Below are 18035 nucleotides of genomic sequence, written 5' to 3' on the forward strand. Positions count from 1 at the left end.
GCGGCTCGGGGTGGCCGGGCTCAGTGCTTCTCGGCGGGGACGACGCCCTGGCCGGTGCGCTCCATGACCTCGTGGAACCACGGCTGGGAGACGTCGAAGGCCTTGTGGCCGGCGACGCGGGAGAACTCGATCGCGCGCAGCACGTCGCCCTGCTCCTCGTCGTGGCCCACCAGGCCGGAGCCGCCCTCGAGGGCGACCTGCACGGCGAGATCGGTCATCGACTTGATCAGGCGCAGGTCGTCGGCGTTCGCCTTCGCGGAGCGCGAGAAGTAGCCGGACTTCTGGACCATGACCTTCTCCGCGCCGAGCTTCTCCGCGAACTGCTTCGCGAACCACTGGCCGGGGTTGATCGTGTCGAGCTTGACGTGGCCGAAGGGGTCCTTCTCGGGCTCCTCGCCGCGGGCCTGCATCTCGGCGACGATCTCGGGGATGCCGGCGCCCTCCGAGAGGAAGATGTTGACGTTGCCGACCTCGTCCATGACGGTGCGCAGGCGCGCGGCCTCGGCGTCGATGTCGAGCTTCAGCTCCGGCAGGAACACGGCGTGGACATCCCACTTCTCGGCGGAGAGGCCGATCTGGGGGAGCCACTGCTGGCGCGAGTGCCACTGCTGGTAGTAGCGGGCGGCCTCCGCGGTGAGGTAGCCGCAGGCGCGGCCCATGACCTCGTGGATGATGAGCATCCGCGGGTTCGAGCCGTGCTCGGCGAGCACGTTCTGCGCGAAGAGGCTGGACTGCTCCGCGGCGGTGCGCGCGCCGAGGGACTGCTTGACGGGGACGATGTCGTTGTCGATCGTCTTGGGCAGCCCGACGACCTGCAGCGGGTAGTCGTTGTCCGCGAGGTACTTCGCGAGATCCGCGGCGGTGGTGTTCGTGTCGTCGCCGCCGATCGTGTGCAGCACGTCCACACCGTCCGCCTGCAGCTTCTTCGCGGCGACCTCGAGGGCGTCCTCGCCCTCGGCGATGAGGCCGCGCTTGACGAGGTCGGCGGTGTTGGTGAGCTTCACGCGGGAGTTGCCGATCGGCGAGCCGCCGAAGTCGTGCAGCACGTGGGCGCTGGCGCGCACCGTCTCGTCGATGACGATCTTCTCGTCGGAGAGCAGGCCCCAGTAGCCGTGCTTGTAGGCGATGATCTCGACGTCCGGCACCAGCTCGGTGTAGCGCTCGATGAGACCGCCGACGGCGGAGGAGAGGCACGGGGCGTAGCCCCCGGCGGTGAGCAGTGCGACGCGCTTGACGGTCATGAGGCAGGTCCTCCGAGGGTCCGATGGCAGGCGCGCGGCGGACCCTCCCGGGTCCCGGCGCGCAGGTCGCTCACATCGTAGCGGGGGCCGCTCCACGGATCCCGTCCGTCCGAGCGGCGTCGGTGCACGGCCGTCGCGCGTCGCTCAGTTCCTTCGGCGGCGACGGGCTCAGCCGCGTGCCGCGAGCGCCTCGAGGACCTCCTCGTGGAGCAGGCCGTTGGTCGCCACGGCGTTGCCGCCGAACGGGCCGGGCTCGCCGTCGAGCGAGGTGAAGCGGCCGCCGGCCTGCGTGATGATCGGGACGAGGGCGGCCATGTCGTGGAGCTTCAGCTCGGGCTCGGTGGCGACGTCGACGGCGCCCTCGGCGAGCAGCATGTAGGACCAGAAGTCGCCGTAGGCGCGGGTGCGCCAGAAGCGCTGCATGAGGTTCAGCATCTGGGGGAGGCGGTCGATGTCCGCCCAGCCGTGCAGGGAGGAGTAGGACAGCGACGCCTCCTCGATGCTGTCCACCGAGGAGACCTGGAGCCGGCTCGCCGAGCTCAGCCGCGGCCCCGTCCAGGCGCCGGCTCCCTCTCCGCCCCACCAGCGCCGCGACAGCGCCGGCGCGGAGACGAGACCCACCACCGGCTCGCCGTCCTCGACGAGGCCGATCAGGGTGCCCCACACGGGGACCCCGCGCACGAAGTTGCTCGTGCCGTCGATCGGGTCGATGACCCACTGCCGCGGCGAGGAGCCGCTCGAGCCGAACTCCTCGCCGATCACCTGGTCCCGGGAGCGGGAGCGGGAGAGCTGCGCGCGCACCATCTCCTCCGCGGAGCGATCGGCGTCGGTGACCTCGGTGAGGTCCGGCTTGGTGGAGACCTCGAGGTCCTGCGCCTTGAAGCGGGACATCGTCAGCTGGTCCACGGCATCGGCGAGCACGTGGGCGAGGCGCAGGTCATCGGCGAATCGGCTGGACATGCGTCACACCCTAGGCGGTCGCGACCCACCGGGCCCGCAGCGACGCGAGGACCCGGCCTTGCACGTCGCCGCGCTCAGACGTCCCAAGGATCGTTCTTGCGCAGCGTGACCGCGAGGCGCCGGTACGAGGCGAGGCGGGCGGGCCCGGCGGTGCCGGCCTCCCCGGCCTCCACGAGCGCGTCGAGCGCACAGTCCGGGGCGTCCTCGAGATGCGTGCACCCGCGGGGGCACTGCTCGGCGAGCTCCGCGAGATCGGCGAAGGCGTCCAGCAGCTGCTCGGGCGCGACATGCCCCAGGCCGAAGGAGCGCACCCCGGGGGTGTCGATGACCCAGCCGCCGCCGGGGAGCTGCTCGGCCAGCGCGGAGGAGGAGGTGTGGCGGCCGCGGCCGGTGACATCGTTGACGGCTCCGGTGGCCCGCCCCACGCCCGGCACGAGGGCGTTCAGCAGCGTGGACTTCCCGACGCCGGAGTGGCCCACGAGGACGCTCACCTTCCCCTCGAGCCGCTCCCGCAGCGCGTCCAGCCCCACGATCGTCCCGTCGGCCTCCTGATGGGTGACGACGTGGTCCAGCCCGAGCGGCGCGTAGGTGCGCAGGAACTCCTCGGGGGCGCGCAGATCCGCCTTCGTGAGCACGAGCAGGGCGGGGATCCCGGCGACGAACGCCGCGACCAGGCAGCGGTCGATCATGCCGCCGCGGGGCTCCGGGTCCGCGAGCGCGGTGACCATCACCATGAGGTCGACGTTCGCGACGAGCGGCCGCTCGGTCGAGTCGTCGTCGTCCGCGCTGCGGCGCAGGAAAGAGCTGCGCTCCTCGATGCGGACGATCCGCGCGAGCGAGCCGTCGCGGCCGGAGGTGTCGCCGACGAGACCCACGAGGTCCCCGGGGACCACGGGGGAGCGGCCCAGCTCCCGGGCGCGCATCGCCGTGACGATCCGCTGTCCCTCGCCACCGGCGTCGACCACCGTGCGCCACCGGCCGCGGTCCACGGCGATCACGCGCGCCTGCACGGCATCCGCGTGGGCGGGGCGGTCCTTCGTGCGCGGACGGGACCCGCGACGGTTGGGACGGACGCGGACGTCCGACTCGTCGAGGTCCCGCGCACCCCTCCTCACGGGGTGCCGCCCTCCGGGGCCTCCGTGTGCAGCATCGACAGCCACATCCCCACGAAGTCCGGGAGCGTCTTGGAGGTGCAGGCCACGTCCACGACGCGGACGTCGGGCACCTGCAGCCCGATGATCGCCGCGGCCGTCGCCATGCGGTGGTCCGCGTAGGTCTCGAAGACCGTCCCGCGCAGGGGACCGGGGACGATCTCGAGGCCGTCCTCGAGCTCCGTGGTGCGCGCGCCGAGCTTGGTGAGCTCCGCGGCGAGGGCCTGGAGACGGTCGGTCTCGTGGCCGCGCAGGTGCGCGACGCCCGTGAGCCGGCTGGGGGAGTCCGCGAGCGCGCAGAGCGCCGCGATGGTGGGGGTGAGCTCGCCGACGGCGGAGAGGTCCGCATCGATCCCGTGGAGGCTGCCGTCGCCGCGGAAGAGCATCTCGTCCTCCTCGCGCCAGACCTCCGCCCCCATGCGGGTGAGCAACTCGCGGTATCCGTCCCCGGGCTGCGTCGTCGTCTCCGGCCAGTCGGAGACGGCGATCGTGCCCTGGGTGACGAGCGCGGCCGCGATGAACGGACCGGCGTTGGAGAGGTCCGGCTCGACGGTGATCTCGTCCAGGTGGAGGGAGCCGCGGGCCACGCGCCAGCGGTGGCGGCCGTCCGGATCGACGTCGTGCGAGGCGGTGACACCGGCCTGCGCGAGGGTCTCGAGCGTCATGTCGATGTGGGGGAGCGAGGGGAGCGTCGCCCCCACGTGGACGAGCTCGAGGTCCTCCTCGCCGCGCGCGCCGGTGAGGAGCACGTTGGAGACGAACTGGCTCGAGGCGGAGGCGTCGACCTCGATGCGGCCGCCGCGCAGGCTCCCGCGGCCGTGGACCGTGAAGGGCAGGCGATCGGGCTCGCCGTGCTCGGTGACCTCGATGCCCTGCGCACGCAGGGCCTGGAGTACCGCGCCCATGGGCCGCACGAGGGCGCCCTCGTCACCGGTGAAGCGGACGTCGCCGTGGTGGAGCGCCGCGAGCATCGGCACGAAGCGCATGACCGTGCCCGCGAGGCCGCAGTGGATCTCGATCGGCTCCGCCGGGTGCTCGCCCGGCGGCGGGATCGGCACCACCGAGAGCGCGCCGTCCTCGACGGAGAACAGGGCGCCGAGCCGCTCGAGCGCATCGCGCATGAGGCGGGTGTCCCGGGAGACGAGCGCGCCCGTGAGCCGCGAGGGCTCGTCCGCGATCGCGGCGAGCAGCATCCAGCGGGCCGTGAGCGACTTCGAGCCCGGCACCCTCACGAGGGCGTCGACCGGCCCCTGTGCGACCGGGGCGGTCCACAGGACGTCGGTGGTCACGCGCTCAGCCCTGGACCGCGGCGAGCTTCTTCTCGGCCGTGCCCTTCGCGTCCCTCACGGACTTCCCGACCTTCTTCTCCGCCTTGGCGGCGTTCTTCCCGAGCTCGCGCTGCTTCGCGGCGGCGGCCTTCTGCGAGCGCTCGACCAGACGGTCCATGCGGTAGCCCAGGGAGGGACGGCCGTCGTGGTCGACGGTCGCGAGCAGCAGCCCGCCGAGGAGACCGGCGTCGACGAGGATCGACTGCACCTCGCGGAGGCGCTCCTCACCGCGGAGCTCCCAGACCTTCTTGCGGCCGACCCAGCCGACGGAGGTCGTGGCGAGCAGGGCCACGGCCGCGGCGCGCGGCGCCCGGTTGGTGGCGTAGAGCAGGCCGGCGCCCGCGGCGACGACGCCGGTCGCGCGGACCACGGTGCGCACGTCGACGAAGCCCGGGGCCGAGGACTGCGCGAGCTTGGCGTCCGCGGACTCGAAGGCCTTCGGGTACACCTCCGTCTCCCGCTCGGGGTGCAGCGCGGTGCGCACGCCCTCGAGGATGAAGGGGGCGGCGAGCAGGGGGCGGGCGATGCGACGGACCAGTGCCATGGTGTCCTCGGTGTCCTCACGATGTCGACGGCTGCGGCGGTGCGACGGGGTCGCGCCCGGTTCCCGGACCGGCCGGGGGCGGACGGGGAGATCCCTGTCACCGGCGCCAGCCTACCGCGCGGGGAACACCCGGGCCGTCCGGGGCGTTGCACCGGGGGGTGGTGCGCACGACGCGCCGCCCAGGGACCGATCGGACGGGACGGACGGAGAGCGGATGACGGCGACAGCCCTCGCGGGCGGCGGCCGGGGCGCGTGCCCCGGTGATGCTGGCGTAAGTTGGGACACGATGAGCTCGAGCGACCCCGCACCCCTCGCCGTGACCCCGGACCCGGCCCCGGAGAACGCCTTCGACTTCGAGACCGAGGCGCTCTCGCACCTCGACGCGCTCTACGGCGGTGCCCTGCGCATGACCCGCAACCCGCAGGACGCGGAGGACCTCGTCCAGGAGACCTTCATGAAGGCCTTCCGCGCGGCGGACCGCTTCACCCCCGGCACGAACATGCGCGCATGGCTCTACAGGATCATGACCAACACCTACATCTCGACCTACCGGCAGAAGCAGCGCCGTCCCAAGGAGTCCTGGAGCGACTCCGTCGAGGACTGGCAGCTCGCCGAGGTCGAGTCCCACACCAGCCGCGGGCTGCGCTCCGCGGAGACCGAGGCCCTCGAGAGCCTCCCGGACTCCGCGGTGAAGGACGCCCTCGCCGAGCTGCGCGAGGACTACCGCATGGCGGTGTACCTCGCGGACGTCGAGGGCTTCGCCTACAAGGAGATCGCCGAGATCATGGACACCCCCATCGGGACGGTCATGTCGCGGCTCCACCGGGGACGTCGCCAGCTGCGCGACCTGCTCTCCGACCATGCCCGCTCGCTCGGCTACCTGCGCCGCGCCGAGGCGGGCACCACCGATCAGCACACGACCGACCACGAGGCCGGGGAGGAGGAACGATGAGCACGCGGAACACGCCGGAGGTGGATCCCCGTCGCGACCTGCGCTACGGGCTCGAGGAGGCCCTCGACGGCGAGGTGCCCCAGGAGCTCGCGGAGAGGATGTCCGCGCACACGGCGGACTGCCCGGAGTGCGCGGACGAGGTCGAGCGGCTGAGGCGTCTGAAGGAGCTCGTGCGACGCAGCTGCTGCGACACCCCGGCCCCCTCGGAGCTGCGCGACCGGATCGCGCTGCAGTGCCGCACCGTCACCGTCACCTCCACCGATGCCGACGGCACGACCGTGCGGGTGACGCGCACCAGCTGGAGCTCCTGACCGCTCGGGTCCCGGGGCGGTCCCCGGGGCCCTGCGGGCCGGGGTGCCCGCTCCCGGGACCGGACGACGACGAGGGCCTCCATCCGTCAGGATGGAGGCCCTCGTCGTGCGTCGGCCGGCGGGCCGACGCCTCACGGATCAGGCGTTGGGGCGCTTGCCGTGATTGGCGCCGCTCTTGCGGCGGCTCTTGCGCTTGCGTCCACGCTTGCTCATCACGCTCTCCTTCCTTCGCCCGGGCAACCCCGCAATTCTGCCACAGGTCGCGCCGGTCCCCGTCAGGTGCCCGCACCTGAGGCGCGAGTCACTGCCCTCAGGCGCGGCCCGAGACCCAGTCCTCGAAGCCGCTGTGCAGCACGAGCCAGGCCATGAGGCCGTAGCCCGTCTGCCCGGGGTGGTCGCCGTCGGTGCGCGCGAGGTCGCCCTCCCACTGCTCGTGGCCCTCGAGACCGGCCACCATGTCCACGAACGGGACCCGTCGCCGCGAGCAGACGTCCGCGTACGCGTCGGAGAGCTCGCGCACGGCCGCGCTGCGACCCCGGTCGCGGCTCGGCGGCGGTCCCACCACGAAGGCGGGGACCCGCAGGCGCTCGAGCCCGTCGAGGATCTTCGCGAGGTTCAGCCGTGCGCGGGCCATGGAGACCCCGTGCTCGACGTCGGCCCGGCCCGGGGCGATGACCACGCGGTGCTCGATCGAGCCGTCGGCCTGCGCCTCGGGATCCATCCGGCGCCGCACCGCGTCGTCCCAGCGCTCCGCGAGCTCCGCGGAGGTCTCGCCGGGCAGCGCCGAGGTGAACACGTCGATCCGGGCGGAGGGGTCCTGCGCGCTCGCGACCGCACGACCGAGCCAGCCCAGGGCACGCGCGTCACCGACCCCGGCGAGCAGCTCGTCGCCGAGCGCGATGACCCGCACCCGGGGAGTGGTGGGCGTGACGGGGCTGGTGGACGGTGCGGGCACCGGGACCTCCTGGAGGGTCAGGGGACAGGACGGGACACTCTACCGGCGCTCAGGAGTGCAGCGCGCGCTGCACCAGGTCCTCCTGCTCCGCCTTGTGGGCGCTGTTGGAGCCGGTCGCGGGCGAGGCGGAGGCGGGGCGGGCGACCACGCGGAGCGTGCGGCCCACCTCGACGGGGAAGTTCATCGCCATGTAGGACCAGGAGCCCTGGTTGCTCGGCTCGTCCTGGACCCAGGTGAGCTCAGCATCCGGGTAGGCCCCGAGCACCTCGACGAGCTCCGCGGTGGGCAGCGGGTAGAGCTGCTCGAGACGGACGATCGCGGTGTCGGTGACACCGTCCTTCTCGCGGCGTGCCACGAGGTCCCAGTAGACCTTGCCGGAGGTGAGGATCACGCGGCGCACCTGCTGCGGGTCCACGGTCGTGTCGGGCAGGACCGGGCGGAAGCCGCCGCTCGTGAAGTCCTCGACGGCGCTCACCGCGGCCTTGTTGCGCAGCATCGACTTCGGGGTGAAGACGATGAGCGGCCGGCGCGGCTCGAGCTTCGCCTGGCGGCGCAGCAGGTGGAAGTAGCTGGCCGGGGTGGACGGCATCGCGACGCGCATGTTGTCCTCCGCGCACAGCTGGAGGAAGCGCTCGATGCGGGCGGAGGAGTGGTCCGGCCCCTGGCCCTCGTAGCCGTGGGGGAGGAGCATGACCACACCCGAGTTCTGGCCCCACTTCTGCTCCGAGGCCGAGATGAACTCGTCGATGATCGTCTGCGCGCCGTTGGCGAAGTCGCCGAACTGCGCCTCCCACAGCACCAGGGCGTCCGTGTCCTCGACGGAGTAGCCGTACTCAAAGCCGAGCGCGGCGAACTCCGAGAGCGAGGAGTCGTAGACGTTGAAGCGGCCCTGGCCCTCGCCGAGGTGGTGCAGCGGGGTCCAGGACTCGCCGTCCGTGTGGTCCATGAGCACGCTGTGGCGCTGCACGAAGGTGCCGCGTCGGGAGTCCTGCCCGGCGAGACGCACACGGCGCCCCTCGAGGAGCAGCGAGCCGAAGGCGAGCAGCTCGCCGTAGGCCCAGTCGATCCCGCCCTCGGCGGACATCTGCGTGCGCTTCTTCAGCAGCGAAGCGAGCTTGGGGTGCACGGTGAAGCCCTCGGGCACCTCGGAGTGCGCCTGCCCGATCCGGGTGATGACCTCGGCGTCGACGGCCGTGTCCTCGTCGCCCGAGGACTCGCCGCCGCGCTGGGCGACGGGCTTCTCGAGCCCCTGCACGGAGCGCTCGGTCTCGCCCGCACCCGAGCCCGAGTCCTTGCGGGTCGAGGCGAAGGCCTCGTCGAGGTGGTCCTGGAAGTTCTTCACGAGCTTCCCGGTCTCCTCCTCGGTGAGCTCGCCGCGCTCGATGAGGGAGTCCATGTAGACCTTGCGGGTCGTGGGCTTGTCCCCGATCAGGCTGTACATCTGCGGCTGCGTCATCGAGGGGTCGTCGCCCTCGTTGTGCCCGCGGCGGCGGTAGCAGACCATGTCGATGACGACGTCGCGGTGGAACTTCTGGCGGTACCGGAAGGCGATCTCCGCGACGCGCACGCACGCCTCGGGATCGTCGCCGTTCACATGGAAGATCGGCAGCTGCGTCGACTTCGCGACGTCCGTGGAGTAGTAGGACGAGCGCGAGGAGTCCGGGAGCGTCGTGAACCCGATCTGGTTGTTGATGACCACGTGGATCGTGCCGCCCGTGCGGTAGCCGCGCAGCTCGGAGAGGTTGAGGGTCTCCGTCACGACGCCCTGGCCGGCGAAGGCCGCGTCGCCGTGCACCAGGATCGGCAGCACGGGGAACTCGGTGGGCTTCTCGAGGCGGTCCTGCTTGGCGCGGACGATGCCCTCGAGCACAGGGTTCACGGCCTCGAGGTGCGAGGGGTTCGCCGCGAGGTACACCTTGGTGGTGGAGCCGTCGACCGCGGTGAAGGTGCCCTCGGTGCCCAGGTGGTACTTCACGTCGCCGGAGCCCAGGTTCTGCCCGAAGTTGCCCTCGAACTCCTGGAAGATCTGCCCGTAGCTCTTGCCCGCGAGGTTCGAGAGGACGTTCAGGCGACCGCGGTGGGACATGCCGATGCCCACCTCCTCGATGCCCTCGTGCGCGGAGCCCTCGAGGATCGCGTCGAGCATCGGGATGACCGACTCGCCGCCCTCGAGCGAGAAGCGCTTCTGGCCCACGAACTTGGTCTGCAGGAAGGTCTCGAACGCCTCCGCGGCGTTGAGGCGGTCCATGATGTGCGCGAGCTCCTCCTTGGCGAAGGGGCGTCGCGGCGTCTCCATCTCCCGCTGGAGCCAGGCGCGCTCGTCGGTGTCCGTGATGTGCATGTACTCGATGCCGATGGTGCGGCAGTACGCATCCCGGAGCACCCCGAGGATGTCGCGCAGCGGCATCTCCTCCTTGCCGCCCAGCCCGCGCGTGGGGAAGGTGCGGTCGAGGTCCCACAGCGTGAGGCCGTAGGTCTCGACGTCGAGGTCGGGATGGTGGCGCACGCGGTACTGCAGCGGGTCGGTGTCCGCCATGAGGTGGCCGCGCACGCGGAAGGAGTGGATGAGGTCCATGACGCGCGCGAGGCGCTCGGACTTCGAGTCCTTGAAGGGGTTGTCCGCGACCCAGCGCACGGGCTTGTAGGGGATCCGCAGCGAGGCGAAGACCCGGTCGTAGAAGCCGTCCTTGCCCAGGAGCTTGTCGCCGATGGCCTTGAGGAACTCGCCCGAGGCCGCGCCCTGGATGATCCGGTGGTCGTAGGTCGAGGTCATGGTCATGACCTTCGAGACCGCGAGATCGGCGAGGGTCTGGGGGCTCGCGCCCTGGAACTGCGCCGGGTAGTCCATGGCGCCGACGCCGACGATGACGCCCTGGCCCTTCATGAGCCGGGGGATCGAGTGGACGGTGCCGATGCCGCCGGGGTTCGTGAGCGACACGGTGGTGCCGGTGAAGTCGTCCATCGTGAGCTTGCCCGCGCGGGCCTTCCTCACGACCTCCTCGTAGGCGCGCCAGAAGCCGCGGAAGTCGAAGCGCTGCGCGGCCTTGATGTTGGGGACCACGAGGCCGCGGGAGCCGTCCGGGCGGGGCATGTCGATGGCGAGGCCGAAGTTCACGTCCTCGCGGACGAGCATGACGGGCTTGCCCTTCTCGTCGACGTCGAAGCCGTTGTTGAGGTCGCCGATCTCGGAGACCGCCTCGACCATCGCCCAGCCGATGAGGTGGGTGAAGGACACCTTGCCGGCGCGGTGGCGCTTGAGGTGGTTGTTGATGACGATGCGGTTGTCGAAGAGCAGCTTGACCGGGACGTCGCGGACCGAGGTCGCGGTGGGGACGGTGAGCGACTCGTCCATATTCCGCACGACGGCGGCCGCGGGGCCGCGCAGCTTGGCGACCACGGGCTCGCGCAGCTCCACCGCGGGGATCTGCGCGGTCGTGGTGGGGACCTTCGCGGGGCGGTCCGAGGTGGTCGAGACGGCGGCGCTCCGCGTCTCCTTCGCGGGCTGGTCGGTCACGGCGGCAGGTTCCTTCGCGGCGGGAGGGGAGTCGGGGGCGGCGTCCGGGGTGCGGTCCCCGGAGGCGGTGGTGCGGGGGATGCCGGTCCCGGCGGGCTCCGGGGCGGGGACCTGCGCGGCGGGCGCGGGCGCCGCGGCGGGCTCCTGCTCCGTCACGGGCTCCGCGGGCTCGGTTGCCGGGTCCGGTGCGCTCACCGTCGCGGGCCCGGGGGCATCGTCGCCCTCCTTGCCCGACGTGGGGGCGTCGGTCGATGCGGATGATGCGGGGGCGGCGGGGGAGTCCTCGGCGGAGCGGGCGAAGTACTCCGCCCAGCTCGGGTCGACGCTCGCGGGATCCTGCTGCCACTGCTCGCGGAGCGCGTCCACGAGCCACTGATTGGGTCCGAAGTCCGGGGTCTCCGGAACGGGGGAGGTGTCCGGGCCCTGTGTCGTCTGTGACACTCTGAGATCGCCAGCCTTCTCACGGTCGGGTGATGCGGATGGCACCACCCTAACGGAGGCGGGGAGCACCGACGTCGCTTGTGCGCAGGTCCTTCACAGACAGGGCCGTCCAGGTGGGAGAGGTCACCCCGCGCCGGGTGGTCGGAGGCCTCCCGCGGCCCGTGCACCGGACCGCGCGGGGCTCCTCCGGGAGGCCTCAGCGGAGGGACGGCGGCTCCTGCGGGAGCGTCACCCGGATGAGGGAGGAGCGCCCCGAGCGCGCCTGCTCGGTGCGGGGGTCGTCGAGGACCTCGATGCTGCCGCCGTGCAGCCCCACGGCCCAGCGGGCGATCGCGAGCCCCAGCCCGGTGCCGCCCGAGGAGTCCGGTGCACCGCCGCGCTGGAAGCGCTCGAAGACGCGGGAGCGGTCCTCGCGGGCGATCCCGGGCCCCTCGTCGTGCACGTCGATGCTCACGGTGCCGCGCGCAGCGTCGCCGCGCGCCATGATCCGGATCCGCCCGCGCGCGGGGGAATGGCGGGCCGCGTTGTCGAGCAGGTTGTGGATGACCTGGTGCAGGCGCGCGGCGTCGGCCGTGACGGCGAGGTCCGGCGGCTCGACCTCGACGATCCAGCGGACGTCCCGCTGGCCGGCGGCGAGATCGGCCGCGTCCGCGACCTCGTGGAGGAAGGGGGTGAGCTCGACCCTCTCGAGGTCCAGCTCGACCACCCCGGCGTCCAGGCGGGAGAGGTCCAGCAGATGGTCGACGAGGAGGGAGAGCCGCTCCGTCTCCCCGAGGGCGACCTCGAGCGCGGCGGGATCGGGCTCGGTGACGCCGTCCACGAGGTTCTCGAGCTGCGCCCGCAGGCCGGCGACCGGTGTGCGCAGCTCGTGGGACACGTTCGCGACGAGGTCGCGGCGCAGCTGATCGGTGTGCTCGAGCTCGGCGGCCATCGTCGAGAAGGCCGCCGCGAGCTCGCCCACCTCGTCGCGGCTGCTCGCACGGATCCGCTGGGAGTAGTCGCCCCGGGACATGGCCACCGCGGCACGGGTCATCTCCCGCAGCGGCGAGGTCATGCCGCGGGCGAGCAGCTGCGTGACGACGAGCGCGAGGACCACGACGATCGGGATCGTCAGCAGCGGCTGCAGGCCCGCGTAGAAGCCGGCCCAGGCGAGCAGCGAGGCGACCGTGACGACGACCGCCACGAGCACGCCGAGCTTGACCTTGAAGGAGCTCACACGGTCCAGGGGACGCACGTCGAAGCGCTCCTCGACGCGGTGCAGGGCGGTGGCCCGGCGCTCGGCCGGGATCACGGTGCGGTGGAGGGTCCGGAGGGATCCCGGGGCTGCTCGAGGTCGGGGATGCCCGTGCCGGTGCCCGCGTCGGCGGGGAGGCCGCTCCCGCCGCCCTCGCCGCCGTCGGCGTCCTCCGGGGCCTCGAGTGCGTAGCCCACGCCGTGCACCGTGCGCACGAGGTCCGCGCCGAGCTTGCGGCGCAGCGCCTTGACGTGGGAGTCGACGGTGCGGGTGCCCGTCGCGTCGACCCAGTCCCAGACGTCGGCAAGGAGCTGCTCGCGCGTGAGCACGGTCCCGGGCGCCGTCGCGAGGCACAGCAGGAGGTCGAACTCCGTGGGGGTGAGGTGCGCCGGGACCCCGGCGCGCATGACACGGCGCCCGGCCCGGTCGATGACGAGGTCGCCGATCTGGAGGGCGAGCTGCGGCTCGGCGGGTGAGCCGCCCGCAGGGGCCGGGGCGGGCGCGCGGCGCACCCGGCGCAGCAGAGCCTTGAGCCGGGCGACCAGCTCGCGCATCGAGAACGGCTTGGTCATGTAGTCGTCGGCGCCGACGCCGAGCCCTACGAGCATGTCCGTCTCGTCGTCGCGGGCGGTGAGCATGAGGACGGGGACCGGGTCCGCGGCCTGGATCCGGCGGCACACCTCGAGCCCGTCGAAGCCGGGGAGCATGACGTCGAGGACCACCAGGTCCGGGTGGACCTCGAGCACCGTGCGCACCCCCGAGGGGCCGTCCGGTGCGGTCGTCACCTCCCAGCCCTCCGCGGTGAGACGGTCCGCGATCGCGCGCGTGATCGTCGGCTCGTCCTCGACGACCACCACGCGCACGGGGTCCGCGCCGGGGGCCGAGGAGCTGCTGGGGGCAGGGAGATCCGGGGTCGGCATGGCGTCACTGTAGACCGCGGCCCGGGACACGTCCTGGGTGTCGGACGGTCGCGGGAGTGGTGTCCGGGTATCGGGAGGGTCGGCTCGCGGGGCGGCACGTCAAGAGCCCTTCCCCCTTTTCACCAAGACCGCAAAAAGTCGGCAAAGGCCGCTGGCCCGGGCTCGAACCCCTCCGTGCGGGCCCCTAGGTTGGTACGCGTTGTTCGGAGACGCTCCTTCCCCCCAGTCCGGCGTCGATCTCGGACCGATGCCCAGAACTGACGTAGGAAGCAGGCTGATCTCTTGGCGAATCATCGCGCCACCGGGCGGGCGAACGTCCGCAAAAGCCGGGTCACCGGCGGCACCCACCGCGACTCCACGCTGACCGCCGGAGTCGTCAAGGTCGGGGTGCTCGGAGCGCTCGCCACGGCGACCATCGCCGCCCCTCTCGCCGCTGCCGCCGCCGGGGTGGACGAGTCCCAGGCCGTCGCCGAGGTCGCGACCCCGGCCTCGGACGCCGTCCCCGCCCTCGCGGAGTCCGCCACCGCCCCCGTCGCGCTGCCCGTCGCCGACGTCGCCTCCGCGACCGCGACCCGGGGCGGCGACGCCGCGGACCGCAGCCAGGAGCGCACCTCCACGGACAGCGCGGACGTCGCCGACGACGCGGCCGCCGTGGACCCGGCGACCGCCTCGACGGGCATCGAGGTCGAGGCCCCCGCCCCCGAGATCGTCGACGAGGCCACCGGCGAGGAGCTCACCGCGAGCGCCGAGGGCTTCATCCGCCCCGTGAGCGGCCCCATCACCTCGGGCTACGGCTACCGCATCCACCCCGTGCTCGGCTACGGCAAGGGACACGACGGCGTGGACTTCGGCTCCGCGTGCGGCACCCCGGTCCACGCCTCCGCGGCGGGCACCGTCGTCGCCGTCGAGAACCACCCCGCCTCCGGCAACCGGGTGAAGATCGATCACGGCGACGGCGTCGTCACCGGCTACTACCACCTGCAGGGCTTCAACACCGAGGTGGGCGCGAAGGTCGAGCAGGGCGACGTCATCGGCTACGTCGGCTCCACCGGCCGCTCCACCGGCTGCCACCTCCACTTCGCGAAGATGGACGAGTCCGGCACCTACTCCGACCCGATGGCGCTGCTGAGGTGACGCGCACCCCCGTCGTCCTCGGCGTCGAGTCCTCGTGCGACGAGACCGGCTTCGGGATAGTCTCCGAGGGGGTCCTGCTGGGCCAGGGCCTCGCCTCGAGCGCGGCCCAGCACGCCGACTTCGGCGGCGTGGTCCCCGAGATCGCCGCCCGCGCCCACCTCGACGCGGCGGTGCCGACCCTCCGCCTGGCCCTCGCCGACGCCGGCGTCGAGCTCGGCGACATCACGCACGTCGCCGCCACCTCCGGTCCCGGCCTCGCCACCGCCGTCCACGTGGGCCTCGCCGCGGCGAAGTCCGTGGCCTGGTCGCTCGACGTCCCGCTCTACGGCGTGCACCACCTCGCCGGCCACGCGGCCGCGGACACCCTCGAGCACGGCCCGCTGCCGGAGCGCTCGATCGTCCTCATCGTCTCCGGCGGGCACACCTCGATCCTCGCCGTCGGCGACCTCGTGCGCGACCCGATCGAGCACCTCGGCGACACCCTCGACGACGCGGCCGGCGAGGCCTTCGACAAGGTCTCCCGCCTCCTGGGCCTCGGCTACCCCGGTGGCCCCGCGATCTCCCGCGCCGCGGCGGGCGGCGACCCCACCGCCTTCTCCTTCCCGCGCGCCATGCTGCGCCAGGGCGATGCGCCCTACACCTTCTCCTTCTCCGGGCTCAAGACCGCCGTCGCCCGCACCGTCGAGACCATCGAGCGCGCCGGCGAGGCCGTGCCCGTGGCCGACGTGGCCGCGAGCTTCGAGCAGGCCGTCGTCGACGTGCTCGTCACGAAGGCCGTGCGCGCCGTGCGCGACCGGGGCCTGGACACGCTCGTCATCGTGGGCGGCGTCGCCGCGAACGCCCGGCTGCGCGAGGCGGCGCGGCAGCGCTGCGAGTCCCTCGGCATCACGCTGCGGATCCCGCCGATCCGCCTGTGCACCGACAACGGCGCGATGATCGCTGCGATCGGGGACCTGCTCGTGCGCTCCGGCGCGGAGCCGAGCGGCCTCGGCATCCCCGCGGATCCCTCCGCCGTCCTCCACGGGGCCCAGCTGCCGCTCCTGCGATGAGGCCTGCCTCACTCCCGCGGCCCTGCAGGGCCCGCGCGGTCCGCTCGGGCCGCACGGCTTGCTAGGATGCCGAAGTCGGCCCGCGTAGCTCAGTGGATAGAGCGTCTGCCTCCGGAGCAGAAGGTCGTAGGTTCGAATCCTGTCGCGGGCACCCCTGACCCCGTCCGCCGGCCCACGTGGCCGGAGGGCGGGGTCCTCTGGTCCCCGGGCGCCCGCCCCTCCGCCGGACCGGTCGGGCGGCGGCGCCCCCCCGGAGGCGATCCGCGTCGACGTGATCACCCCCGTCCTCACGGCGGTGAACGTCTCCTCAGGGGGCAGGCGTGACCCCGACGCGGAGGATCCCGCCACCGGGACCTGCTTTAGGGTGGGCGCGGCGCCCCTCCCCGGCGCCCCCCTGACCGCACCCTGGAGGCCCCGTGCACCCCGCCGCACCTCGTGCCCGCTTCGAGGACCCGGGGACCGGGGAGGTGCTGCAGCTGAGCCGGGTGCAGGAGGAGATCGTCGCCCGCACCCCGGACCAGGTGCTCCCCGCCCTGCACGCCGTGCAGGCGCGGGTCGACGCCGGGGCCTGGGCGGCCGGCATGATCGCCTACGAGGCCGCGCCCGGGCTGGACCCGGCGCTGACGGTCGCGCCCGCCCCGGCCCCGCTGCCGCTCGTGTGGTTCGTCATCGCCGACGCCCCTGATCAGCAGGACGTGGCCCACGCTCCCCGCCCGCACGGTGACTACCGCACCGGGCCGTGGACGCCGCGGTGGAGCGCGGCCGAGCACGCCCGGGCCGTCGGCGCCGTGCGCGAGGCGATCGCCGAGGGGACCACCTACCAGGCGAATCTCACGACCCGCCTCGACGGCCGGATCGAGGGGGACCTGCTCGCCTGCCACCGCGATCTCCTCGACCGCCAGCGCACGCGCCACGGCGCCTACCTGGACCTGGGGAGCCATGTCGTGCTCGGGGCCAGTCCCGAGCTGTTCGTGCGGCGCGAGGGGGACCGGCTCACGACCCGGCCGATGAAGGGCACGGCGCCCCGGGGGAGCGGCCCCGCCGCGGACGCCGCCGCCCGCGCGCACCTGCTGCGCAGCCCCAAGGAGCGGGCGGAGAACATCATGATCGTCGACCTGCTGCGCAACGACCTGGCCCGCTGCGCCGAGCCCGGCACCGTCGCGGTGCCCGCGCTGCTGGACGCCGAGCCCTATCCCACGCTGTGGCAGATGACGAGCACCGTCACCGCCCGTGCCGCCGCCGGGACCGGGCTCGCCGAGGCCATGACGGCGCTGTTCCCGTGCGGCTCGATCACGGGCGCGCCGAAGGCCGCGACGACGGCGCTGCTCGCCCGGCTCGAGGACGGCCCGCGCGGCGCCTACTGCGGCGCGGTCGGCTGGATGGCGCCGGCGCGCGACACCCCGGGTGGTCGGCGGCCGGCGAGCAGCTCCTTCTCCGTCGCGATCCGCACGATCGTCGTGGACCGGGCCGACGGCGCCGCGACCTACGGCGTGGGCAGCGGGATCACGTGGGCCTCGGAGGCGGCCGCGGAATGGGAGGAGCTGCAGGTGAAGGCCCGGGTGCTCGAGGCGATCACGCCGCGCCCGGCGCACCGGCCCCGTCCCGGGACGACGTCCGCTCCCGTCGTGCCGGTCGCCGACGGGGGTGCGGCGCCGGATCCCGCGGGCTTCGCGCTCCTGGAGACCCTCGCGGCGCGCGGGGGACGGCTCCAGGACCTCGAGGTGCACCTGGACCGGCTGGAGTCCTCCGCGGCGGAGCTCATGATCCCCTGCGACCGGCCCGCCCTCGCGGAGCAGCTGCGGGAGCGCGCCCTCGCGGCGGGGGAGCAGGGGGCCGTGCTCCGGCTCGCGCTCGGCCTCGACGGCGCGGCCACGCTCACCGAGCGCCCGCTGCCCGCACCGTCCGAGGGCCCGGTGCTGCTCGTGCTCGACGACGAGGTCCAGGACCCGGACTCCCCGGCGCTCCGGCACAAGAGCACCGACCGGGCGCATCTGGAGCGGGCGCTCGAGCGGGCGCGGCGGCGCTCACCGGCGGTGCAGGACGTGCTCCTGCGCGGGCGGGACGGACGGGTCACCGAGTCCACCATCGCGACGCTGATCGTCCGGCTCGGCGGGAGCTGGTGGACCCCGCCGCTCGAGGACGGCTGCCTCCCCGGGGTGGGGAGGCGGCTCGCCCTCGAGGCGGGGGAGATCCGCGAGCGTCCCCTCACCGAGGCGGATCTGCGCGCGGCGGAGGGGATCGCCCTGCTCAGCAGCGTCCGCGGTCGACGACCCGCACGGCTCCTGGGCTGAGCCGGCCCGC

15 protein-coding genes and 1 tRNA gene are annotated in these 18035 nt (G+C 73.3%); 6 read left to right on the forward strand and 10 right to left on the reverse strand.

The window, feature by feature from the left end:
- Positions 1-20: 20 nt before the first annotated feature.
- The 5 genes from C1N80_RS09065 to C1N80_RS09085 form a co-directional block, all read right to left on the reverse strand.
- Positions 21-1241 carry a pyrophosphate--fructose-6-phosphate 1-phosphotransferase gene (locus C1N80_RS09065; protein ID WP_137770459.1) on the reverse strand — a complete coding sequence of 407 codons (1221 nt, stop codon included), beginning with the start codon at positions 1239-1241 and terminating at the stop codon, positions 21-23.
- A 168-nt stretch (positions 1242-1409) separates the two neighbouring features.
- Complete coding sequence (gene hisN / locus C1N80_RS09070) at positions 1410-2201, reverse strand: histidinol-phosphatase (protein WP_137770460.1); 792 nt, start codon at positions 2199-2201, stop codon at positions 1410-1412.
- A gap of 74 nt (positions 2202-2275) precedes the next feature.
- Positions 2276-3316: a ribosome small subunit-dependent GTPase A gene (gene rsgA, locus C1N80_RS09075; RefSeq protein ID WP_137770461.1), complete on the reverse strand. Its 1041-nt coding sequence runs from the start codon at positions 3314-3316 to the stop codon at positions 2276-2278.
- Complete coding sequence (aroA, locus tag C1N80_RS09080) at positions 3313-4641, reverse strand: 3-phosphoshikimate 1-carboxyvinyltransferase (RefSeq protein WP_137770462.1); 1329 nt, start codon at positions 4639-4641, stop codon at positions 3313-3315. Before aroA ends, rsgA begins: the two co-directional genes overlap by 4 nt.
- A 4-nt stretch (positions 4642-4645) precedes the next feature.
- A complete protein-coding gene (locus C1N80_RS09085; protein WP_137770463.1) occupies positions 4646-5224 on the reverse strand; it encodes a hypothetical protein in 579 nt (192 codons plus the stop codon).
- 286 nt (positions 5225-5510) lie between these two features.
- Here C1N80_RS09085 and C1N80_RS09090 point away from each other — a divergent pair, with 286 nt between their 5' ends.
- Positions 5511-6176 carry a sigma-70 family RNA polymerase sigma factor gene (locus C1N80_RS09090; RefSeq protein ID WP_137770464.1) on the forward strand — a complete coding sequence of 222 codons (666 nt, stop codon included), beginning with the start codon at positions 5511-5513 and terminating at the stop codon, positions 6174-6176.
- Entirely contained in the window at positions 6173-6487 is a 315-nt protein-coding gene (locus C1N80_RS09095; RefSeq protein ID WP_137770465.1) for a zf-HC2 domain-containing protein, read from the forward strand. The genes C1N80_RS09090 and C1N80_RS09095 overlap by 4 nt, the downstream gene beginning before the upstream one ends.
- A gap of 138 nt (positions 6488-6625) precedes the next feature.
- On the opposite strand, the gene C1N80_RS16000 is transcribed toward C1N80_RS09095, so the two are convergent.
- The 5 genes from C1N80_RS16000 to C1N80_RS09115 all read right to left on the reverse strand — a co-directional run bounded on the left by C1N80_RS16000 (position 6626) and on the right by C1N80_RS09115 (position 13551).
- Complete coding sequence (locus tag C1N80_RS16000) at positions 6626-6700, reverse strand: 50S ribosomal protein bL37 (protein ID WP_370297284.1); 75 nt, start codon at positions 6698-6700, stop codon at positions 6626-6628.
- Between the two features lie 97 nt (positions 6701-6797).
- Positions 6798-7442: a GDSL-type esterase/lipase family protein gene (locus tag C1N80_RS09100; protein WP_240811073.1), complete on the reverse strand. Its 645-nt coding sequence runs from the start codon at positions 7440-7442 to the stop codon at positions 6798-6800.
- 49 nt (positions 7443-7491) lie between these two features.
- Complete coding sequence (locus C1N80_RS09105; RefSeq protein ID WP_240811297.1) at positions 7492-11322, reverse strand: multifunctional oxoglutarate decarboxylase/oxoglutarate dehydrogenase thiamine pyrophosphate-binding subunit/dihydrolipoyllysine-residue succinyltransferase subunit; 3831 nt, start codon at positions 11320-11322, stop codon at positions 7492-7494.
- A gap of 271 nt (positions 11323-11593) precedes the next feature.
- Entirely contained in the window at positions 11594-12688 is a 1095-nt protein-coding gene (locus tag C1N80_RS09110) for an ATP-binding protein (RefSeq protein ID WP_137770467.1), read from the reverse strand.
- Positions 12685-13551 (reverse strand): response regulator transcription factor, encoded by an 867-nt coding sequence (locus tag C1N80_RS09115; protein WP_240811074.1) that lies wholly within the window; start codon positions 13549-13551, stop codon positions 12685-12687. The genes C1N80_RS09110 and C1N80_RS09115 overlap by 4 nt, the downstream gene beginning before the upstream one ends.
- A 282-nt stretch (positions 13552-13833) precedes the next feature.
- Between C1N80_RS09115 and C1N80_RS09120 the strand changes: the two genes are divergently transcribed.
- From C1N80_RS09120 to C1N80_RS09135, 4 genes are all read left to right on the forward strand, one after another.
- Positions 13834-14685 carry a M23 family metallopeptidase gene (locus C1N80_RS09120; RefSeq protein ID WP_137770468.1) on the forward strand — a complete coding sequence of 284 codons (852 nt, stop codon included), beginning with the start codon at positions 13834-13836 and terminating at the stop codon, positions 14683-14685.
- A complete protein-coding gene (tsaD, locus tag C1N80_RS09125; protein ID WP_137770469.1) occupies positions 14682-15734 on the forward strand; it encodes a tRNA (adenosine(37)-N6)-threonylcarbamoyltransferase complex transferase subunit TsaD in 1053 nt (350 codons plus the stop codon). The genes C1N80_RS09120 and tsaD overlap by 4 nt, the downstream gene beginning before the upstream one ends.
- A gap of 78 nt (positions 15735-15812) precedes the next feature.
- A tRNA-Arg gene (locus C1N80_RS09130) sits at positions 15813-15885 on the forward strand.
- A 265-nt stretch (positions 15886-16150) separates the two neighbouring features.
- A complete protein-coding gene (locus C1N80_RS09135) occupies positions 16151-18025 on the forward strand; it encodes a bifunctional chorismate-binding protein/class IV aminotransferase (protein ID WP_137770470.1) in 1875 nt (624 codons plus the stop codon).
- Positions 18026-18035: the final 10 nt, after the last annotated feature.

The sequence above is a fragment of the Brachybacterium sp. SGAir0954 genome, from assembly GCF_005490785.1.
Lineage (GTDB): Bacteria > Actinomycetota > Actinomycetes > Actinomycetales > Dermabacteraceae > Brachybacterium > Brachybacterium rhamnosum.